General features: G+C 73.7%; 15 protein-coding genes. 10 read left to right on the top strand and 5 right to left on the bottom strand.

What is annotated here, in order from left to right; genetic code table 11:
* Positions 1-195 precede the first annotated feature (195 nt).
* Genes IF55_RS06455 through IF55_RS36825 form a run of 3 tightly spaced genes read right to left on the bottom strand, consistent with a single transcriptional unit; the run spans position 196 to position 2,560 of the window.
* Complete coding sequence (locus IF55_RS06455) at positions 196-555, bottom strand: DUF742 domain-containing protein (protein WP_030876635.1); 360 nt, start codon at positions 553-555, stop codon at positions 196-198.
* Complete coding sequence (locus IF55_RS06450) at positions 552-998, bottom strand: roadblock/LC7 domain-containing protein (RefSeq protein WP_030876633.1); 447 nt, start codon at positions 996-998, stop codon at positions 552-554. Before IF55_RS06450 ends, IF55_RS06455 begins: the two co-directional genes overlap by 4 nt.
* Complete coding sequence (locus tag IF55_RS36825) at positions 998-2,560, bottom strand: ATP-binding protein (protein WP_048831604.1); 1,563 nt, start codon at positions 2,558-2,560, stop codon at positions 998-1,000. Before IF55_RS36825 ends, IF55_RS06450 begins: the two co-directional genes overlap by 1 nt.
* A gap of 458 nt (positions 2,561-3,018) precedes the next feature.
* Here IF55_RS36825 and IF55_RS06440 point away from each other — a divergent pair, with 458 nt between their 5' ends.
* From IF55_RS06440 to IF55_RS06395, 10 genes are all read left to right on the top strand, one after another.
* Entirely contained in the window at positions 3,019-3,798 is a 780-nt protein-coding gene (locus IF55_RS06440) for a sulfite exporter TauE/SafE family protein (RefSeq protein WP_037962982.1), read from the top strand.
* 254 nt (positions 3,799-4,052) lie between these two features.
* Positions 4,053-5,114: a trypsin-like serine peptidase gene (locus IF55_RS06435; protein ID WP_030876627.1), complete on the top strand. Its 1,062-nt coding sequence runs from the start codon at positions 4,053-4,055 to the stop codon at positions 5,112-5,114.
* Positions 5,115-5,200: 86 nt separating this feature from the next.
* Positions 5,201-5,515: a divalent-cation tolerance protein CutA gene (gene cutA / locus IF55_RS06430; protein WP_030876624.1), complete on the top strand. Its 315-nt coding sequence runs from the start codon at positions 5,201-5,203 to the stop codon at positions 5,513-5,515.
* Positions 5,516-5,653: 138 nt separating this feature from the next.
* The gene (locus tag IF55_RS06425; RefSeq protein WP_037962979.1) at positions 5,654-6,634 is read left to right on the top strand and encodes an adenosine deaminase; all 981 of its coding nucleotides are present in this window, start codon (positions 5,654-5,656) and stop codon (positions 6,632-6,634) included.
* A gap of 488 nt (positions 6,635-7,122) precedes the next feature.
* Positions 7,123-8,460, top strand: coding sequence for a deoxyguanosinetriphosphate triphosphohydrolase (locus tag IF55_RS06420; protein ID WP_030876613.1), 1,338 nt, complete (start codon positions 7,123-7,125; stop codon positions 8,458-8,460).
* A 96-nt stretch (positions 8,461-8,556) separates the two neighbouring features.
* Positions 8,557-9,753: an oxidoreductase gene (locus IF55_RS06415; protein WP_048831603.1), complete on the top strand. Its 1,197-nt coding sequence runs from the start codon at positions 8,557-8,559 to the stop codon at positions 9,751-9,753.
* A 263-nt stretch (positions 9,754-10,016) separates the two neighbouring features.
* The gene (locus IF55_RS06410; protein ID WP_030876608.1) at positions 10,017-11,279 is read left to right on the top strand and encodes an NAD(P)/FAD-dependent oxidoreductase; all 1,263 of its coding nucleotides are present in this window, start codon (positions 10,017-10,019) and stop codon (positions 11,277-11,279) included.
* A gap of 10 nt (positions 11,280-11,289) precedes the next feature.
* Positions 11,290-11,871 (top strand): GNAT family N-acetyltransferase, encoded by a 582-nt coding sequence (locus IF55_RS40405; protein ID WP_030876605.1) that lies wholly within the window; start codon positions 11,290-11,292, stop codon positions 11,869-11,871.
* A 70-nt stretch (positions 11,872-11,941) separates the two neighbouring features.
* Positions 11,942-13,864: a DNA primase gene (dnaG, locus tag IF55_RS06400; RefSeq protein ID WP_030876603.1), complete on the top strand. Its 1,923-nt coding sequence runs from the start codon at positions 11,942-11,944 to the stop codon at positions 13,862-13,864.
* A 140-nt stretch (positions 13,865-14,004) separates the two neighbouring features.
* Positions 14,005-15,186, top strand: a complete 1,182-nt coding sequence (locus IF55_RS06395) for an RNA polymerase sigma factor (RefSeq protein ID WP_030876599.1) — start codon at positions 14,005-14,007, stop codon at positions 15,184-15,186.
* Positions 15,187-15,209: 23 nt separating this feature from the next.
* Here the strand turns inward: IF55_RS06395 and IF55_RS06390 are convergent, their stop codons facing one another.
* Together IF55_RS06390 and IF55_RS06385 are read right to left on the bottom strand one after the other, a co-directional pair.
* Complete coding sequence (locus IF55_RS06390; protein ID WP_078643891.1) at positions 15,210-16,394, bottom strand: tetratricopeptide repeat protein; 1,185 nt, start codon at positions 16,392-16,394, stop codon at positions 15,210-15,212.
* 266 nt (positions 16,395-16,660) lie between these two features.
* On the bottom strand, positions 16,661-18,112 hold the full coding sequence (locus IF55_RS06385; protein WP_030876593.1) for an FGGY family carbohydrate kinase: 1,452 nt from the start codon (positions 18,110-18,112) through the stop codon (positions 16,661-16,663).
* Positions 18,113-18,130: the final 18 nt, after the last annotated feature.

The raw sequence follows: 18,130 nt of genomic DNA, 5'->3' as shown, positions 1-18,130 counted from the left end.
GCCGTGGGCGCGCCGGCGCCGGTGCCAGCACCGGCGGAGTGCCCGTCGCCTGGTCCGTCCGCCGCGCCCGGCCCGTCCGCCGCGCCCGTTTTGCCCGCTGCATCCGGCCCATCCGCGGCGCCCGGTCCACCCGTTGTGCCGACGGCCGCCGCATCGCTGCTGCTCACTGTCGTCCCACCCGCCACGCTCACCACGTCAGAGTTTCGCTTCGAGCCCATCAAGCACCTTTCTCAGCACGTCCATATCGGCGTGCTCGGCGACCGGTACGGGCGGCCTCGCCCGGATATGGCCCCAGTCGATGAGGTCCGCCAGCAACACCCGCACCACGGCGGGCGACTGTCCGAGGTGGGCGGCGACCTCCGCCACCGACAGCAGCCCCTGGCAGCGTTCCACGATCCGCCGGTACTCGGGTTGGAGGGACGGGTCGGGGGCGCTCCCCGACGCGCTCACGAGCGTCTCCAACGCCAGCTCCGCCCGTGCGGAGCCCACGCGTCCGCCCGTGATCACATAGGGCCGTACCGCGTCGGTGGTCCGCTCCTCCCCGGGCCCGATCATGACTCGGGGTTCACCGGTTCCCGTGGCTGACTGCTCAGGTGCGCCCCGATCTTGGCCACCAGCAACTGCATCTGCTGGGCGACCAGGCCGACATCGGCGTCCGCCTCCGTGGCCACGCCGAGGGACGCGCTCACCCCGGCCGAGGTGAAGAGGATGAACCCGCTCTCCGACTCGACCATCAACTGCCGTACGCCCGCGCTCTCCCCGAACAGCAGGGCCGCCGCGCTCCGGCTGGTCACCGTCATCGCCGCACAGGCGGCGGCCAGCGACTCGGCCTCGTCCAGGCCCAGCCGCGGCACGTCGCCGGAGAGCCCCTCGGCCGACTCGTGCCCCATCCGCAGGCCGTCCTCGGAGACCACGACCGCGTGCCGTACGCCCGGTATCCGCGTCAACGGCCGGAGCATCCAGCCCACATCGGGGAGTTTGGAAATCGTGCCGGCCATCAACGGCCTCCTTCTTCCTCAGCGGTGGGGGAGGTGGGGGAGTCGGCTTCGGGCGCGGCGGCGCCGGGCGGCGCGGCGGCCTCGCCGAGCTGGGCCCGGCCGCGCCGAGTGCCCTGGACCACGCTGGCCACGGACGCGCCGGCCGCCTCGGGGGTCCACGGCCGTTCCGCGGCCCGCGGCACGGCCGGCGACGCGGGCGGCCCCTGCCTGGGGGGTTGCGCCGGTGCGTACGCCGCGCCGGGCTGCCGACGGCGGCTCCGACGCTGGGGCAGGCCGCCCGGCGTCGACTGGGGGGCGGCGCCGGCGGAGGGCTCTTGGCCTCCGTCGGCCATCGCCCCCGCCCCGTCGCGTACGGGCGTCCCCGCCCCGTCTCGTACGGCCGAGGCCCCCGTCCCCGCGCGTACGGCCGGGGCCCCGGCTTCCCCATGTACGGGCGTACGGGCCGGGGCCGGGGCCGAGCCAGGCACGGCCGGCGTCGCCGGAACGGTCGGAGCCGTCGGACCCGTCGGAACTGTCAGAGCCGCCGGAGCCGTCGGAACCGCCGCCGGACGCGGCGGGGCGACGACCGGAATCGGCTCCTCCAACGTCGGCTCGGTCAGCAGCCGGTGCGGTACGAACACGACCACGCGCGTCCCGCCGTACGCGGACGCCGTCGACAGCTCCACCCCGAACCCCAGCTCCCGCGACCAGCGGCCCACGCACGCGAGCCCCAGCCGCGGCACCGCGCCCAACTGCGCGAGGTCCAGCTCGTCGCGGAGTTGTGCGGTGGCCTGGCGCAGTACGTCCGGCGGCATGCCGAGCCCCGCGTCGTCGATCTCGATGACGGCGCCGGCGGCGACCTCCCGGACGGAGACGGCGACCTGGGTGCGGGAGGGGGAGAAGACCGTGGCGTTCTCCAGGAGTTCGGCCACGGAGTGCATCAGCCCCTCGACGGCGGGCGCCATCGCGTACAGCGACTGGCCGCCGTGCACGTCCACCCGCCCGAACTCGACGATCCGCGACTGCGCGCCGCGCACGCAGTCGAAGAGCGTGACGGGCCGGGTCTCGCGCCGGGCCGGCCAGATCCCGCACATCACGAGGAGCGTCTGCGCCTTGCGGGTCATCTGGGCGGCGGCGTGGTCGGCCGCCATGACCTGGGCCATCAGCGGGGCCTCGGAGACCGCGCGGCCGAGCCCGTCCAGCACCTGCTGCTGCACCGTCGCCATCGCGTGCACGTTCCGGGCCACCGACTCGAACGACGCCTGGACCGAGTCGCGCAGCGAACGCTCCCTGCGGGCCGCCTCGTCGAAGTCCGCCCGTACGGCCGCGAGCCGGGCCGCCTCGGCGGCGTGCCCGTCCGCCACCTCCGCCAGCCGCGCGGCCTCGGCCGTGAGGCGCGCGTTGTCGGCGGCGAGGCGGGTGGAGTCGGTGGTCAGGCGTGCCGCGTGGGAACGGGCGGTGCTCAGGGCGCCGCGCAGCCGCACCGCCCAGGCGGTGAGCAGCACCGCGCAGACCGCCAGCAGGGCCGCGACGACGATCGTGGTCACGGCGGCGGCACCGGTGACCGAGAACGCTTGGGTCATGGATTTCCTCGAACGGTGTACGGCGGAGGCAGCCAGGAGCCCGGGGCGCGACCGTGGATCAAAGGATGAGGCGGACCAACGGATGAGGCGGATCAAGGGATGAGGGGGCAAGGGATGAGGGGGATCAAGGCCGGCAAAATACTACTGATCAAGTGGGCGAAATCGAGGGGCTGTCGGACAACTAACAGTTAAAACAAGCCATAAATCTTCCACTTGGGGACGGTGGAGGGTTGAAACCCGTGTCACTGGCCGAGCGGCAGTGGGGCGGGATCAACCGGTTTCGAATCCAATGCCGGAATCGCGTACGGGTCGAGGGCGGGTCGCGGACGGGGCGCGGACGGGTCGCGGGGGCCGCGGGCGAGTCGAGGACGGGTCGCGGGGACCGCGGGCGAGTCGAGAACGGGTCGAGGACGAGTTCGAAGACCGGATCGAGGGCGGCCCGTACGATCACGCCGGTGATCCATGACATATCCGCGACAACGCTGCTCCTGCTCTGCCTGGCCGCCGCCGCGGCCGGCTGGATCGACGCCGTCGTAGGCGGCGGGGGCCTCCTCCAACTCCCGGCGCTGCTCGTCGGCCTCCCCCATGTCGCCCCCGCCTACGTGCTGGGCACCAACAAGGCCGTATCGATCGTCGGCACGTCCGCCGCCGCCATCACCTACACCCGCAAGGCCCCGCTGGACGTACGGACGGCGGTGCGCATCGGGCTCGCCGCGGCGGGCGGCTCACTGGCCGGGGCCTTCTTCGCGGCCGGCATCGACAGCGCGGTGCTCCGGCCACTGATCATGGTCGTCCTGCTCGCCGTGCTCGCCTTCGTCCTGCTGCGGCCCGCCTTCGGCACCGCGCCGGCGACCGGCCCCGCCACCCGCGCCCGCGTGCTGACCGCCATCCTCGTCGCGGGCCTCGGCATCGGCTTCTACGACGGGCTGATCGGCCCCGGCACCGGCACCTTCCTCGTCCTGACGCTCGTAGCGATCCTGCACATGGACATGGTCACGGCCTCCGCGACCGCCAAGGTCGTCAACGTCTGCACCAACGCGGGCGCCCTGATCACCTTCTCCGCGCAGGGCACGGTGCTCTGGCAGCTCGCCGCGCCCATGGCCCTGTTCAACCTCATCGGCGGCGCGACGGGCGCGCGGATGGCGCTGAAGCGGGGGAGCGGGTTCGTGCGGGTGGTGCTCGTCGTGGTCGTCGTCGCGCTGGTCGCCAAGCTCGGCTACGACCAGTGGGGCGGGTAGCGGGGACGGCGGGGGGACAGCGGGGGGTGTCGGGGCAGGGAACCCCGGGCCGAAACGGCGGACTGTTTCGCAGCAGTTCGCCGATTGTTGGGACGCGATCCGCCGTACGGGGCATGTACGAAAAGACGGTGAGGAAATCGTTTTGATACGGGAGGGAAGCAGGTGGCTGCGGCTAGCCTGTCGGTGACCTTCCAGAAGCGGCGGGGGTGTACGTGCGTCTTTCCCGATGGAGCCGGGCCCGGTGGGGCCGGGCCGTGCTCGCGGGACTCTATGTCGTCACGCTCGCCGCGGCCGTGCCCAGACCGGGCGGCGACGACCGGGACGCCGACTGGACGAGCGCCAGGGCCCAGCGGTTCTGGGGGCCCTCGCGGATGTCCGCCGCCACTCCGCCGCAGGAGGGGCCGGACGCGGACACCGCCGGCAAGGACGCCAAGACGGATAACGCCAATAACGCTGGCAACACCGACAACGCTGACAGCGCGGACAAGACCGGCAAGGCCAGCAAGGACAGCAACGCCAGCAAGGACAGCAAGACCGAGAAGGCCTCCAAGGACGCCCCGGCCGACGAGGACGGCAAAGAGGCCGACGACCCGGCCCAGCGCATCACGGGCAGCGCCCGCCACTTCGACGGCATCCCCACCGTCGGCGTCCTCTTCTACGTCGGCGACGACATGAAGAACCACCACTGCACGGCCAGCGTCGTGCACAGCCCCAAGGGCAACCTGCTGGTCACCGCCGGGCACTGCTCGATGGGCGACCAGGCCGCGTTCGTACCGGACTACCAGAAGGGCGAGGAGCGCCAGCCGTACGGGGTGTGGGCCGTGGACCGCACCTTCACCGACCCCCGCCGGGACGACTACGGCGACGGCTCCGACCTCGACTTCGCCTTCGCCACCGTCAAGAGCAACGCCGACGGTCGGCAGATCGAGGCCGTCACGGGCGCGAACGTCCTCACCCGCACCCCCGGCTACGACAACCGCGTCACCGTCATCGGCTACCCCGACTCCGACGACGACCCGGCCGACCGCGCCATCCGCTGCACCGCCATGACCAGCCGCCTCAAGGACTACCGGCAGCTCCGCATGGACTGCGACGGCTTCTACTCGGGTACCTCGGGCAGCCCCTGGCTGGCACACTTCAACGAGAAGACGAAGACCGGCGAGCTGATCGGCGTGCTCGGCGGCCTCAACGGCGGCGGCCCGGACGGCGACGACGCGTCCAAGGTCTCCTACAGCCCGATCGACGACGACGAGATCTTCAAGCTCTACGACGACGCGGTGCACGACCGCGACCCCGACCGAGGAAGCGACGACTGACGGTGTCCGATCCCGATCCCGTACCCGATCCCGAACTCGCCCCTTCACCCGCACCCGCACCCGCCCCCGTACCCGGCGACCAGTTCCTGGCCGTCCTGACCACCACCGACAGCGAGGCCGCCGCCCAGTCCCTGGCCCGCGGCGCCGTCGAGGCCAGGCTCGCGGCCTGCGCCCAGATCAGCTCGCCCATCGCCTCCGTGTACCGCTGGGAGGGCCGGGTCGAGACCGCCCGCGAGTGGCAGGTCCTGCTGAAGACGACGGCCGCGCGGTACGAGGCCCTCGCGGCCCACCTCCGCGGCGCGCACGGCTACGACACCCCGGAGATCATCGCGACGCCGATCACGCACGGCGGCGCGGAGTATCTGGCCTGGGTGGCGGCCGAGGTGGAGCCGGGGGCGTAGCCCGGACCCGGGGCCGCACGGAGGGCCTGGTTACCCTGGGGGATTCCCCTCAGCCGCGGCGGAACGCGCAGATCGCAGTACGCGCAGACCGCGGAAGGCGTAGCCCAGCAGACCAGCAGAACAGGTGTGATCCTCCCCGTGCCCCCGATACCCAAAGCAGAGCTGCACCTCCACATAGAGGGCACGCTGGAGCCGGAACTGGCCTTCGCGCTGGCCGCGCGCAACAGCGTCGAGCTGCCGTACCTCTCCGAGGCCGAGCTGCGCGCCGCGTACTCCTTCAGCGACCTCCAGTCCTTCCTGGACCTCTATTACGCGCTGATGGCCGTGCTCCGCACCGAGGACGACTTCGCGGACCTCGCCGACGCCTATCTGGCCCGTGCTCGCGCGCAGGGCGTCCGGCACGCGGAGATCTTCTTCGACCCGCAGGCGCACACCGCGCGCGGCCTGGAGATCGGCACCGTCATCGAGGGCCTGACCCGCGCGCTCGACGCCGCCGAGGAACGGCACGGCATCTCCACCCGCCTGATCATGTGCTTCCTGCGCGACGAGAGCGCCGAGTCGGCGCTGGCGACGTTCGAGGCCGCCCGCCCGTACCTGGACCGCATAGCCGCCGTCGGCCTCGACTCCGCCGAGGTCGGCAACCCGCCGTCGAAGTTCCGCGAGGTCTACGCGCGCGCCCGCGAGGCGGGGCTCAAGTGCGTCGCGCACGCGGGCGAGGAGGGCCCGCCCGCGTACATATGGGAGGCGCTGGACCTCCTCGGCGTGGACCGCGTCGACCACGGGGTGCGCTGCATGGAGGACGACGCGCTCGTCGCCCGGCTCGCCGCCGAGCGGACCCCGCTGACGCTGTGCCCGCTGTCGAACGTACGGCTGCGCGTCATCGACAAGCTGGCCGACCACCCGCTCCCCGCCATGCTCGACGCCGGGCTGCTGGTCACGGTCAACTCGGACGACCCCGCCTACTTCGGCGGCTACGCCGACGACAACTTCACCGGCGTACGGGACGCGCTCGGCCTCGACGACGAGACGCTGCGCACCCTGGCCCGCAACTCCTTCCACGCCTCGTTCCTGGACGAGGAGACCCGCGCGAAGTACCTCGCGGAGGTCGACGCGCACTGATCCGACGTTCCCCGAGCCGATGTGGGGGCGGATCGTGGGCCGGGGGCCTCGGGGCGGTACGAGCGGTACGGGCCGTACGAGCGGTACGGGCCGGGGGCGCGGAGTGCGCTGCGGGACGGCGGTACGTACCGGCGTGGCCGCGCGGACGGTACGAGCAGCACGGACCGTACGGGCCGTACGAGCCGGGGCGGGGCAGCCGCACGGACCGTACGAGCCGGCCGGCCCGGGGCGCGGGGCAGCAGCTCCGGCGGGCCTTCGCGTCGGCAGCCGGCGGCCGGGGGCAGGCGGCCAGTGGCCGGCGGCCCCCAGGGACGGAATCCGGTCGTCATGTCCGCGCGGCGGCCCGGCGGCGGACGCGCGTGGCCCCGGTGGCGGCGCGGTGGACCGGCCCCGGCGGACGCGGAGGGGCGCGCGGCCACCGCCGGGAACCGGTCACCGCCCCGCGCACGCCGTCGCTCGTGTCACAGGCGGCGGTTACCGTCGGGGGTATGAACGGCACAGCGCGTACCGCGTCCGAAAATCCCGGCATCGGCGGATACGAACCGTCGGACCTGGAGCGGCGTGCGGCCGAGCCCGACAAGCGGCCGGGCCGCACCGCCTTCCAGCGCGACCGCGCGCGCGTGCTGCACTCCGCCGCGCTGCGCCGGCTCGCCGGGAAGACCCAGGTGGTCACGCCCGGCATCAGCGACCAGGCGTGGGACGCCAGCCCCCGTACGCGCCTGACGCACTCGCTGGAGTGCGCCCAGGTGGGCCGCGAGCTGGGCGCCGCCCTCGGCTGCGACCCCGACCTGGTGGAGGTGGCCTGCCTCGCGCACGACCTCGGCCACCCGCCGTTCGGCCACAACGGGGAGCAGGCGCTCAACGAGGTCGCCGAGGACTGCGGCGGCTTCGAGGGGAACGCGCAGTCGCTGCGGCTGCTGGCCCGCCTCGAACCGAAACGATTCACCACCGACCCGGACAGCGGCGAACCGGTCAGCGTCGGCCTCAACCTCACCCGCGCCGCCCTCGACGCCGCCACCAAATACCCCTGGACGCGCGGCGGCCATCCCACGGACCCCGCCTCGCCGAAGTTCGGGGTCTACGCCGACGACGTGCCGGTCTTCGAATGGCTGCGCCGGGGCGCGCCCGAGGCCGGCAAGAGCTTCGAGGCGCAGGTCATGGACTGGTCCGACGACGTCGCGTACTCCGTGCACGACGTCGAGGACGGCCTGCACGCCGGCCACATCGACCCCAACTGCCTGCTCGCCGAGCCCGAGCGGCGCGAGATCTTCACCATCGCCGCCGACCGGTACGCGCCCGGCGCCGGCCCCGAGGAGCTGGCCGCCGCCCTCGACCGCCTCCTCGACCAGGAGTGGTGGCCGCACGGCTACGACGGCACGGCCATCGCCCAGGCCCGCCTCAAGGACGCCGCCAGCCAGCTCATCGGCCGCTTCTGCCTCGCCGCCGAGAACGCCACCCGCGCCGCGTACGGGCCGGGCCGCCTCACCCGCTACCGCGCCGAACTGGTCGTACCGCACGGCACCCGTCTCGAATGCGCCGTGCTGAAGGCCGTCGCCGACCGGTACGTCATGCAGCGCCCCGCGCAGCAGCGGCTCCGCGCCGACCAGCGCGTCGTCATCGCCGAACTCGCCGAGGCGCTGATCGCCCGCGCCCCCGACGGCCTCGACCCGCAGTTCCACTCCCTGTTCACGGCCGCCCCGAACGACGCGGCCCGGCTGCGCGCCGTCATCGACCAGATCGCCGCCCTCACCGATTCCTCCGCCCGCTCCCTGCGCACCCGCCTCACGGGCTCCACCCGCGCCCCTCGCACCACGCCCCGGCGCTGAGCCCCGCCGTCCAGCCCCACCGGTCACATTTCCCCGGCGCGCTCCGTCAGCCCCATGGCACGGACGGAAACGACGCGACGAGGAGAACGACGCCCGATGAACCCGCACCACCCGCACCACCCGAGCACTGATGATGCCCAGCCGCTGCTGCGGCCGACGAGCATCGGGGAACTCCGGCTGCCCAACCGCGTGGTGATGGCGCCCCTCACCCGCGCCCGCGCGACCAATCCGGAACGGGTGCCCACGGAGCTGCACGCCGCCTACTACGGGCAGCGGGCCGCCGCCGGGCTGATCGTCGGCGAAGGCGTCTGGGTCGGCGAGCAGGCCATCGGCTTCGGCGGCGTCCCCGGCCTCCACACCGAACGGCAGGTCGCCGCGTGGCGCCAGGTCACCGGCCTCGTACACGCCCTCGGCGGCCGCATCGTGGCGCAGCTCTGGCACACCGGCGCCGTCTCGCACCCCGACCACCTCGGAGGCGCGCTGCCCGCCGGGCCCTCGGCCGTCAACCCGCAGGAGACGGTCCACACGCCGTACGGGCGCCAGGGGACCGTCACCCCGAGGGCGATGACCGGCGCGGACATCGAGCGGACGATCGAGGCGTACGCGGCGGCGGCCGGGAACGCGCGCCGCGCCGGGTTCGACGGCGTCGAGATCGCCGCCAATGGCATCTATCTGCTCGCGCAGTTCCTCAACCGGCGGCTGAACCGCCGCACCGACCGCTACGGCGCGGACCCGACCCGGCTGCCGCTCGACGTCGTCGACGCGGTGAGCGCCGCGTGGAGCGCGCGCCGCGTCGGCGTGCGGCTGTCGCCGTACTGGACCGCCGCCGACCGGCCGCCGTCCGCCCCGCCGTGCGGCGCCTACCCCTACACGGCGGACGCCCGTACCCTCGCCGACCACGACGCCCTCGTCGCCGAACTCGGCCGGCACCGGATCGGCTACCTCCACCTGCGCGGGCGCGCGCCGGGCGCGGGGGGCCGGGCGCACGCCGCCTGGTTCGCCGAGTTCGCCCGCTACCGGCGGCTCTTCGACGGCCCGCTGATCGCCAACCACGGCTTCGACCGGGCCGGCGGCAACGCCATCATCGAGGCGGGCATCGCCGACGCCGTCTCCTTCGGCCGACCCTTCATCGCCAACCCCGACCTCGTCAGCCGGTTCGCCCTGGGCCACGAGATGGCCGCCTCGGACCGCGCCACCCACTACGGCGGCGGGGAGCGCGGCTACGTCGACTATCCGGTGTGGGCGGGGGCGGAGACGGGGTCAGAGACATGGCCGGGGCCGGGGCGGGGCTGAGGTCGGGGGCTTCCTCGGCCTCCGGAGGGTCCCGACAGTCCGCCGGAGCCCGTTGTGGTGGGCCGGTCGCGCCGCTGTCACAAGGACCTGACACCCTGTAACCAGCAAGGGCCGGCGCATCGCCGTCCGCCGTGTGTCATCGCTCTGAGCCGTCCGGCGCAGTCCCTCTTCCGGCATCACGCTCCGTGCGGGACGCTCGGCTTTGGCGATTGGGACCGGGGGGCGGAAGGCGCGGACGTACCGCGCGAGCTAGGAGGCACGAAGTGGTGGATGCACACCGGACGTTCGTCATCGTCGGAGGGGGCCTGGCCGGGGCCAAGGCCGCCGAAACCCTCCGATCGGAGGGTTTCACCGGCCGGGTGATACTGATCTGCGACGAACGCGAGCACCCTTATGAGCGTCCGCCGCTCTCCAAGGGCTACCTCATCGGCAACGAGGCGCGCGACAGCGTCTTCGTGCACGAGCCGTCCTGGTACGCGCAGGCCAAGATCGAACTCCACCTCGGCCAGCCCGCGGTCCACCTCGACCGCGCCGCCAAGTCCGTCCGGCTGGGCGACGGCACCAGCGTCCACTACGACCGGCTGCTGCTGGCCACCGGCGCCGAGCCCCGCCGCCTCGACGTCCCCGGCACCGACCTCGCAGGCGTCCACCACCTGCGCCGCCTCGCCCACGCCGAGCGGCTGCGCGGCGTGCTCGCCTCCCTCGGCCGCGACAACGGCCACCTCGTCATCGCCGGGGCGGGCTGGATCGGCCTGGAGGTCGCGGCGGCCGCCCGCTCGTACGGCGCCGAGGTGACCGTCGTCGAATCCGAGCCGACCCCGCTGCACACCGTCCTCGGCCCCGAGCTCGGCGCGCTCTTCACCGACCTGCACCGCGAACACGGCGTGCGCTTCCACTTCGGCTCCCGGCTCACCGAGATCGTCGGCCAGGACGGCCTGGTGCTCGCCGTCCGCACCGACGACGGCGAGGAGCACCCCGCCCACGACGTGCTCGCCGCCATCGGAGCCGCCCCGCGCACCTCCCTCGCCGAGGCCGCGGGCCTGACGCTGATCGACCCCGCGTACGGCGGCGGCATCGCCGTGGACGCCGCGCTGCGCACCAGCGACCCGGACATCTTCGCGGCGGGCGATGTAGCCGCCGCCGAACACCCCCTGCTCGACTCCCGGCTCCGCGTCGAGCACTGGGCCAACGCGCTCAACAGCGGCCCGGCCGCCGCCCGCGCCATGCTCGGCCAGGAGGTCTCGTACGACCGGGTGCCGTACTTCTTCTCCGACCAGTACGACGTCGGCCTCGAATACTCCGGCTACGCGCCGCCCGGCTCGTACGACCAGGTGGTCTGCCGCGGTGACGTCTCCAAGCGCGAGTTCATCGCCTTCTGGCTCAAGGAAGGCCGGCTGCTCGCGGGCATGAACGTCAACGTGTGGGACGTCACCGACCCCATCCAGCAGCTCATCCGCGCCGGCGCCCGCCCCGACCCGGAGGCCCTCGCCGACCCGGGGGTCCCGCTGGCCTCGCTGCTGGCATAGCTTGGGGCGCATGTCCAATCCCACCCGTATCCGCACCGCGGTGGTACCGGTCGCGGAGATCTTCGAGCTGCGCCGGTCGGTGCTGCGGCCGGGGCTGCCGCCCGAGTCCGCCGTCTTCCCCGAGGACGACGCCCCGGCCGCCCGCACCTTTCACGTCGCCGCATACGACGAGGAGGGCGCGGTACGGGCCTGCGCCACGTTCTTCGCGGAGCCGCTGCCGGACGGGGTTGGGGCCGGGGCCGATGGGGCGGCCGGGTCCGACGGTGCGGGCCCCGCCCGCAGTGCGGGCCCCGGCCACGCGGCGTACGGCGCCCATGCCCCGTACGGCGTCCATGCCCCGGACGGCGCCGACCGGGCGTACCGCTTCCGCGGCATGGCCAGCGATCCGGCCGTCCGGGGGCTCGGCTACGGCGTCGCCGTGCTGCGGGCGGGCCTCGCCGAGGCCGCCGCCCGCGGCGCGGAGACCGTCTGGTGCAACGGCCGCACGTCGGCCCGCGGCTTCTACGAGCACCAGGGCTTCACCGCCGTCGGTGAGGAGTTCGACATCGAGTCGGTCGGCCCGCACCACGTCTTCGTGATCAAGGTCGGGTGACGGGGCGACCGGGGCGCGGGGGAGGGGCCGGCGGTTCGGGAGTGTCGGACCCCGGCCGTAGACTTCACGCGTGGCAGGCAGGATCAACGATGACGATGTGAAGGCGGTCCGGGACGCGGTCCCGATCGACGCCGTGGTCTCCGAGTACCTGCAATTGCGCAACGCGGGCGGCGGCAATCTGAAGGGCCTGTGCCCCTTCCACGACGAGAAGTCGCCGTCCTTCCAGGTCAGCCCGGCCAAGGGGCTCTTCTACTGCTTCGGCTGCCAGGAGGGCGGGGACACCGTCGACTTCGTCATGAAGATCGACCACCTCTCCTTCGCCGAGACCATCGAGCGGCTCGCGGGCCTGGCCGGCATCACCCTGCGCTACGAGGAGGGCGGCTACACCCCCGGCCGCCAGCAGGGCGAGCGCATCCGCCTGGTCGAGGCGCACCGCGCCGCGGCCCTCTACTACGTCGAGCAGCTCGACAGCCCCGAGGCCGAGATCGGCCGGAAGTTCCTCGCGAGCCGCGGTTTCGACCAGGCCGCCGCCCAGCACTTCGGCGTCGGCTACAGCCCGGCCGGCTGGGACCACCTCACCCGCTTCCTGCGCGGCAAGGGCTTCAGCGACAAGGAGCTGATCCTCTCCGGGCTCGCCCAGGAGAGCCGGGGCGGCCGCCCCATCGACCGGTTCCGCGGCCGCCTCATGTGGCCGATCCGCGACATCACCGGCGAGTGCATCGGCTTCGGCGCCCGCAAGCTCCGCGACGACGACAACGGCCCCAAGTACCTCAACACCCCCGAGACCCCCCTCTACAAGAAGTCGCATGTGCTGTACGGCATCGACCTCGCCAAGAAGGACATCGCCAAGACCAGCCGCGCCGTCGTCGTCGAGGGCTATACGGACGTCATGGCCTGCCACCTCGCCGGGGTCACCACCGCCATCGCCACCTGCGGCACCGCCTTCGCGGGCGACCACATCAAGATCCTCCGCCGGCTGCTGATGGACAACGCGTCCGCCGAGGTCGTCTTCACCTTCGACGGCGACGCGGCCGGGCAGAAGGCCGCCCTGCGGGCCTTCGAGGACGACCAGAAGTTCGCCGCCGAGACGTCCATCGCCATCACTCCGGGCGGCATGGACCCGTGCGAGCTGCGCCTCGCGGAGGGCGACGAGTCCGTGCAGCGGCTGGTGGAGTCCCGTACCCCGCTCTTCGCCTTCGCGATCCGGCAGGTCGTCGGCCGGTACAACCTCGACACCGCCGAGGGCCGCGCCGCCGCCCTGGAGGCCGCCGCGCCGATCGTCGCGGGCATCAAGAACGGCTCCATCCAGCACGAGTACGCGGTGGCGCTGGCCGGCATGCTCGGCATCCTCGACACGCAGTTCGTGGTCCGCCGCGTCGGCCAGCTCGCCCGCTGGGCCCGCGAGCGCGGCCGGCGGCCCGGCGCCGACCAGGGCGGCCGTGCGCAGCACGGCGGCGCCGCGCCCGTACCGCAGGCCGCCGCCGCGCAGTCCGGCCCGCCCGTCCAGCGCGGCCCGGCCCTGAATCTGCGCAGCCCCGCCCACCGCACCGAGCGCGAGCTGCTCAAGCTGGCCCTCCAGCGCCCCGAGCTGGTCGCCCCGGCCTTCGACGCGTACGGCGAGGACGAGTTCACCGCCGATCCGTACGTGGCCGTGCGGCGCACCATCGAGGAGGCCGGGGGCGTGACCCAGGCCGCCGACGACTACCTCGCGCGGGTGCGCGAGGCGGCCCCCGACAACACCGTGCGCGCCATGGTCACCGAGCTGGCCGTCGAGGCGATCCACAGCCGCACCGTCGACGAGGCGTACGCGGGCGTCCAGCTCGTCCAGGTCCGGCTGCGGGCCGTGGAGCGCCGCGTCGCCGACGTGACGGCGAGCATGGTGCGCCTCGGCGCCCAGGCCGCCCCGGACCACCTCGCCGCCGTCCAGAACGAGCTGTGGGTCCTCCAGCAGTACGGCCAGGCGCTCCGCGAACGCGGCGCGGACGCGCTCTAGCCACGCCGAGCTCCTCCCGCGCTGTTCCACTCAGCGGAAGGAACGCCCCCGCGCTGTAGCCGACCGGTCACGCAACGGCCCCAGAAAGTGGGCGCACGCCCCTCGTGGCGGGCGTGTGTCGTGCCCCACACTGGCTTGTGGTGCCTGAGTCCTCGGAGCGCGGGTCCGGTCCATCTCATCCGGAGTCCCCCGCGGAGCCGCTCTTGATGTCCGGGACGGACGGCGGCTCGGCCGCAACCGTGCCCGATCCTTCTGCCGCCCGTGCAGCGATCACCCTGGAGGTCGCCCCCGTGCAGACCCAGACCCTGACCGACGCGGCACCGGCCGTCGTGCGACAGGCCGACCCGCCCGCGTCCGAGATGTTCGGTGAGGAAGCACTCCCCGATCTCCCCGCACGGCCCGACACCAGTGGACCTTCCTCCGACCTGTTCCGCCAGTACCTCCGCGAGATCGGCCGCATCACCCTGCTCACCGCCGCCGAGGAGGTCGAGCTGGCCCGCCGCGTCGAGGCGGGGCTGTTCGCCGAGGAGCGGCTGAGCACGGCCCCCGACCTCGACTCCCAACTCGCCCTGGATCTCGACAAGTTGGTGGTGCTGGGCCGGATGGCCAAGCGCCGGCTCATCGAGGCCAACCTCCGGCTCGTCGTCTCCGTCGCCAAGCGCTACGTCGGCCGCGGGCTGACCATGCTCGACCTGGTGCAGGAGGGCAACCTCGGCCTGATCCGCGCCGTCGAGAAGTTCGACTACGCGCGCGGCTACAAGTTCTCGACGTACGCGACCTGGTGGATCCGCCAGGCCATGTCCCGCGCGCTGGCCGACCAGGCCCGTACGATCCGGGTCCCGGTCCATGTCGTCGAGCTGATCAACCGCGTCGTGCGCGTCCAGCGCCGCATGCTCCAGGAGCGCGGCTACGAGCCCACCCCCGACGAGGTGGCCGCCCACCTCGACCTGACCGAGGAGCGGGTCAGCGAGGTACTGCGCCTCGCCCAGGAGCCCGTATCGCTGCACGCGCCCGTGGGCGAGGAGGACGACGTCGCGCTCGGCGACCTCATCGAGGACGGCGACGCCGCGTCGCCCGTCGAATCGGCGGCGTTCCTGCTGCTGCGCGAACACCTCGAAGCGGTCCTCTCCACGCTCGGCGAGCGCGAACGCAAGGTCGTACAGCTCCGCTACGGACTGGTCGACGGCCGCCCACGCACCCTGGAGGAGATCGGCCGGATCTTCGGCGTCACCCGCGAACGCATCCGCCAGATCGAGTCCAAGACCCTCAACAAGCTCCGCGACCACGCCTTCGCCGACCAGCTCCGGGGCTACCTGGACTGACGGGCGTACGGCCTGACGGGCGTTCAGCCGACTGCCCGGCGCTCAGCCGAACGCCGGGGCCGAGCCCCGGGTACCTCCTCCACGGCCGCGGCATTGCCGTTGCCGCTGCCGCCGCCGCCGTCCGCCGGCTCCGCGTCGCCCGCTCCGTCTGCCAGCTCCGCACCGTCCGCAAGCTCCGCGCGGAACTTCTCCACCATCTCCCGCGCGTGATGCAGCCCGATACGGTCGAACACCCGGTGCAGCTCGTCGAGGTCCCGCCGGGTGCGCGCCACGTCACGCCCCATCCGCGCCCGCGCCTTGACCAGCCCCAGCCGGGCCAGCGACTCGCCGCGCGGCTCCCGCATGGCGTGGAACCGCCGCCGGGCCCCGGCGTACGCCTCCTCGGCCTCGGCGTACCGCCCGGCGCGGAAGAGGACGTTCCCGCGCATCTTGAGGTTGTAGGCGAGCGCCCCCGCCAGTTCCAGCTCCGCGCAGATCTCCGCCGCCCGCGCCAGCAGCGCCAGGGCCCGGTCCGTGTCGCCGCGCACCGACAGCACGTCCGCGACCCCGCGCAGCGCCCAGGCGTGGCCGCGCGCGTCGCCCGCGCCCTCGGCTATCAGCGCCGCCTCCTCGAACTGGGCGAGCGCCGTGTCGTACGCGCCGGTGTTGCGGTTCATCTGCGCGATGCCCTCCAGCGCCCACACCGTGTGCCGCGCCTCGCCGTGCGCCCGCGCCTCGGCCAGTAACCGCTCGTGCAGTTCCGTGACGGCCGCGTAGTCGCCCTGTATCCGGCCGGTCTCCGCGAGCCCGGCGAGCGCGTAGCCGCGTGCGGTACGGTCCCCGGCCCGGGCGGCCAGTTCGGCGGCGGCGGCCAGCAGGCGACGGGCGAGCCGCAGCCTGCCGCACTGACGGGCCAGCGTCCCGCCGCTCCACAGCGCCCACGCCATCGCCGCCGGCTCCTCGGCGCCACGGGCCCGGCGGTAGCTCTCCCGCCACGCGCGCCCGGCCTCCTCGACGCGCCCCAGCCGCCGGTTGGCCTCGGCCACCGCGAGACCGGCGCGCGCCCGGTCCAGCTCCGTCCGCGCCCGCCGCAGTTCGTCGGTCGCGCCGGTGAGCACTTCCTCGTAGGAGGTGTTGACGGACAGCCGGGAGCCGAGGGCCCCTTGGTACTCGGGGGCAAACGCCTTGCCGTACGTCGTGCCGTAGGTCGAGGCGTACGCACTGTGCATATCGGGACCGTCTTCCTGGTCGTCGCCGCGGTTGACGATCAAGAAGCTATCGACGCGAGGAGCGGGGCGAATCCGTCCCTGTGCTGGTCATCGGGTCCGTCTGAAGTGGACGGCGGCGATCCGCCGTCCTCCTTCAGATGTATGGGATATGCGTACGGGACGTGCCGGGAGTGTGGAGCCGGGGCGGACCCGCGGCCGGGGACCTGGAGCTTCCTGCGCAGCCGGCCGGGGCCCGGAGCCTCTTCGCCGTCGGCCGAGGTGTGGGCCTACGCCGCCCCGCCGCCGTGCAGGCTGTCGTCGAAGGCGCCCGGGTGGATCTCGTCGCGTACCGCCGCGTACTGCTGGCGCACCGCCCGGCCGACCGCCAACTCCTCGCCCGGGTCGAAGACTTCACTGGTGGCGGCGGGCCAGCGCGGCGGCTCGTGCGGCGAGAGGGTGCCCTGCTGCGCGCCCAGCGCCCACGCCGCCTGCCGGGCGGCGCCGATCGCGGTGTAGTCCGCGGGCTGCGGGACGACGACCTGCGCGCCGAAGAGCGCGGGGGCCACCGCCCGTACGGCCGGCAGCCCGGCCGCCGCGCCCAGCAGGAACACCCGCCGCACCTCGACGCCCCGGCCGCGCAGTACGTCCAGCGCGTCCGTGAGCCCGCACAGCATGCCCTCGAAGGCGGCTCGGGCCAGGTGCTCCGGCTTCATGCTCTCGCGGCGCAGCCCCGCCAACGTGCCCGCGGTGTGCGGGAGATGGGGGGTGCGCTCGCCTTCGAGGTAGGGGAGCAGGACGAGGCCGGAGGCGCCGGGGGTGGAGGCGAGGGCCAGTTCCGAGAGGCCGTCGAGGTCGGTGCCGAGGAGTTCGGCGGTGCCGCGCAGCGCCCGTACCGCGTTGAGGGTGTGCACGACGGGCAGGTGCATGCCGGTCGCGTCGGCGAACGAGGTGATGGTGCCCGTCGAATCCACCAGCGCCTCGTGGTGCACGGAGAAGACCGAGCCGGAGGCGCCCAGCGAGATCACCGCGTCGCCGGGCCCGACGCCGAGCCCGAAGGCGGCGGCCATCGTCTCGCCGGTGCCGGCGGAGATCAGCAGCCCTTCGGGCGTGTGCCCGGCGGGCTCGCACGGGCCGAGGACCTCCGGGAGGGCGGCCGAGTGCCCCAGCGCCAGCTCCACCAGGTCGGGCCGCCACTGGCCGGTCGCCGCCGACCAGTAGCCGGTACCGGAGGCGGCGCCCCGGTCCGTGGTCCGCCGCACCGGCCGCCCCAGCAACTGCCACACCAGCCAGTCGTGCGGCTGCAGCAGCATCGCGGCCCGCTTCGCGGCCTCCGGCTCGTTGCGCGCCAGCCAGCGCAGCTTGGCGACCGGCTGGCCCGCCTGCGGCACGGAGCCGACGGCCTGCGCCCACGCCGCGCGCCCGCCGAGCGCGTCGGTGAGGTCGGCGGCCGCCGACTGCACCCGCTTGTTGTTGCCGAGCATGGCCGGGCGTACGAGCACCCCGCCGGCGTCCAGCGCGAGCAGCCCTTGCTGCTGCGCGGCGACCCCGATGGCCTGCACACCCTCCAGCAACCCGCCCGCGGCGGCCTCGCCCAGTGACATCAGCCACGCCTGCGGGTCCCCGTCGGAGTCGGCGGGGTGCGGCGCGTAACCCTGCTTCAGCACGGCGCCCGTGTCCGTGTCGCAGACGACGATGCGCGTGCTGTCGGAAGAACTGTCCAATCCGGCGACTATGCCCATGGGGCCCGATTTTGCCTT

It is taken from the genome of Streptomyces varsoviensis (assembly GCF_000718635.1).
Taxonomy (GTDB): domain Bacteria; phylum Actinomycetota; class Actinomycetes; order Streptomycetales; family Streptomycetaceae; genus Streptomyces; species Streptomyces varsoviensis.
This window is presented reverse-complemented; position numbering and strand designations above follow the sequence as displayed.

Bases quoted from the DNA above. Each gene is read 5' to 3' on its own strand.
- IF55_RS06455 (WP_030876635.1), bottom strand. From the start codon at position 555: ATGATCGGGCCCGGGGAGGAGCGGACCACCGACGCGGTACGGCCCTAT.
- IF55_RS06450 (WP_030876633.1), bottom strand. From the start codon at position 998: ATGGCCGGCACGATTTCCAAACTCCCCGATGTGGGCTGGATGCTCCGG.
- IF55_RS36825 (WP_048831604.1), bottom strand. From the start codon at position 2,560: ATGACCCAAGCGTTCTCGGTCACCGGTGCCGCCGCCGTGACCACGATC.
- IF55_RS06420 (WP_030876613.1), top strand. From the start codon at position 7,123: ATGAACGGCACAGCGCGTACCGCGTCCGAAAATCCCGGCATCGGCGGA.
- IF55_RS06415 (WP_048831603.1), top strand. From the start codon at position 8,557: ATGAACCCGCACCACCCGCACCACCCGAGCACTGATGATGCCCAGCCG.
- IF55_RS40405 (WP_030876605.1), top strand. From the start codon at position 11,290: ATGTCCAATCCCACCCGTATCCGCACCGCGGTGGTACCGGTCGCGGAG.
- IF55_RS06390 (WP_078643891.1), bottom strand. From the start codon at position 16,394: ATGCACAGTGCGTACGCCTCGACCTACGGCACGACGTACGGCAAGGCG.
- IF55_RS06385 (WP_030876593.1), bottom strand. From the start codon at position 18,112: ATGGGCATAGTCGCCGGATTGGACAGTTCTTCCGACAGCACGCGCATC.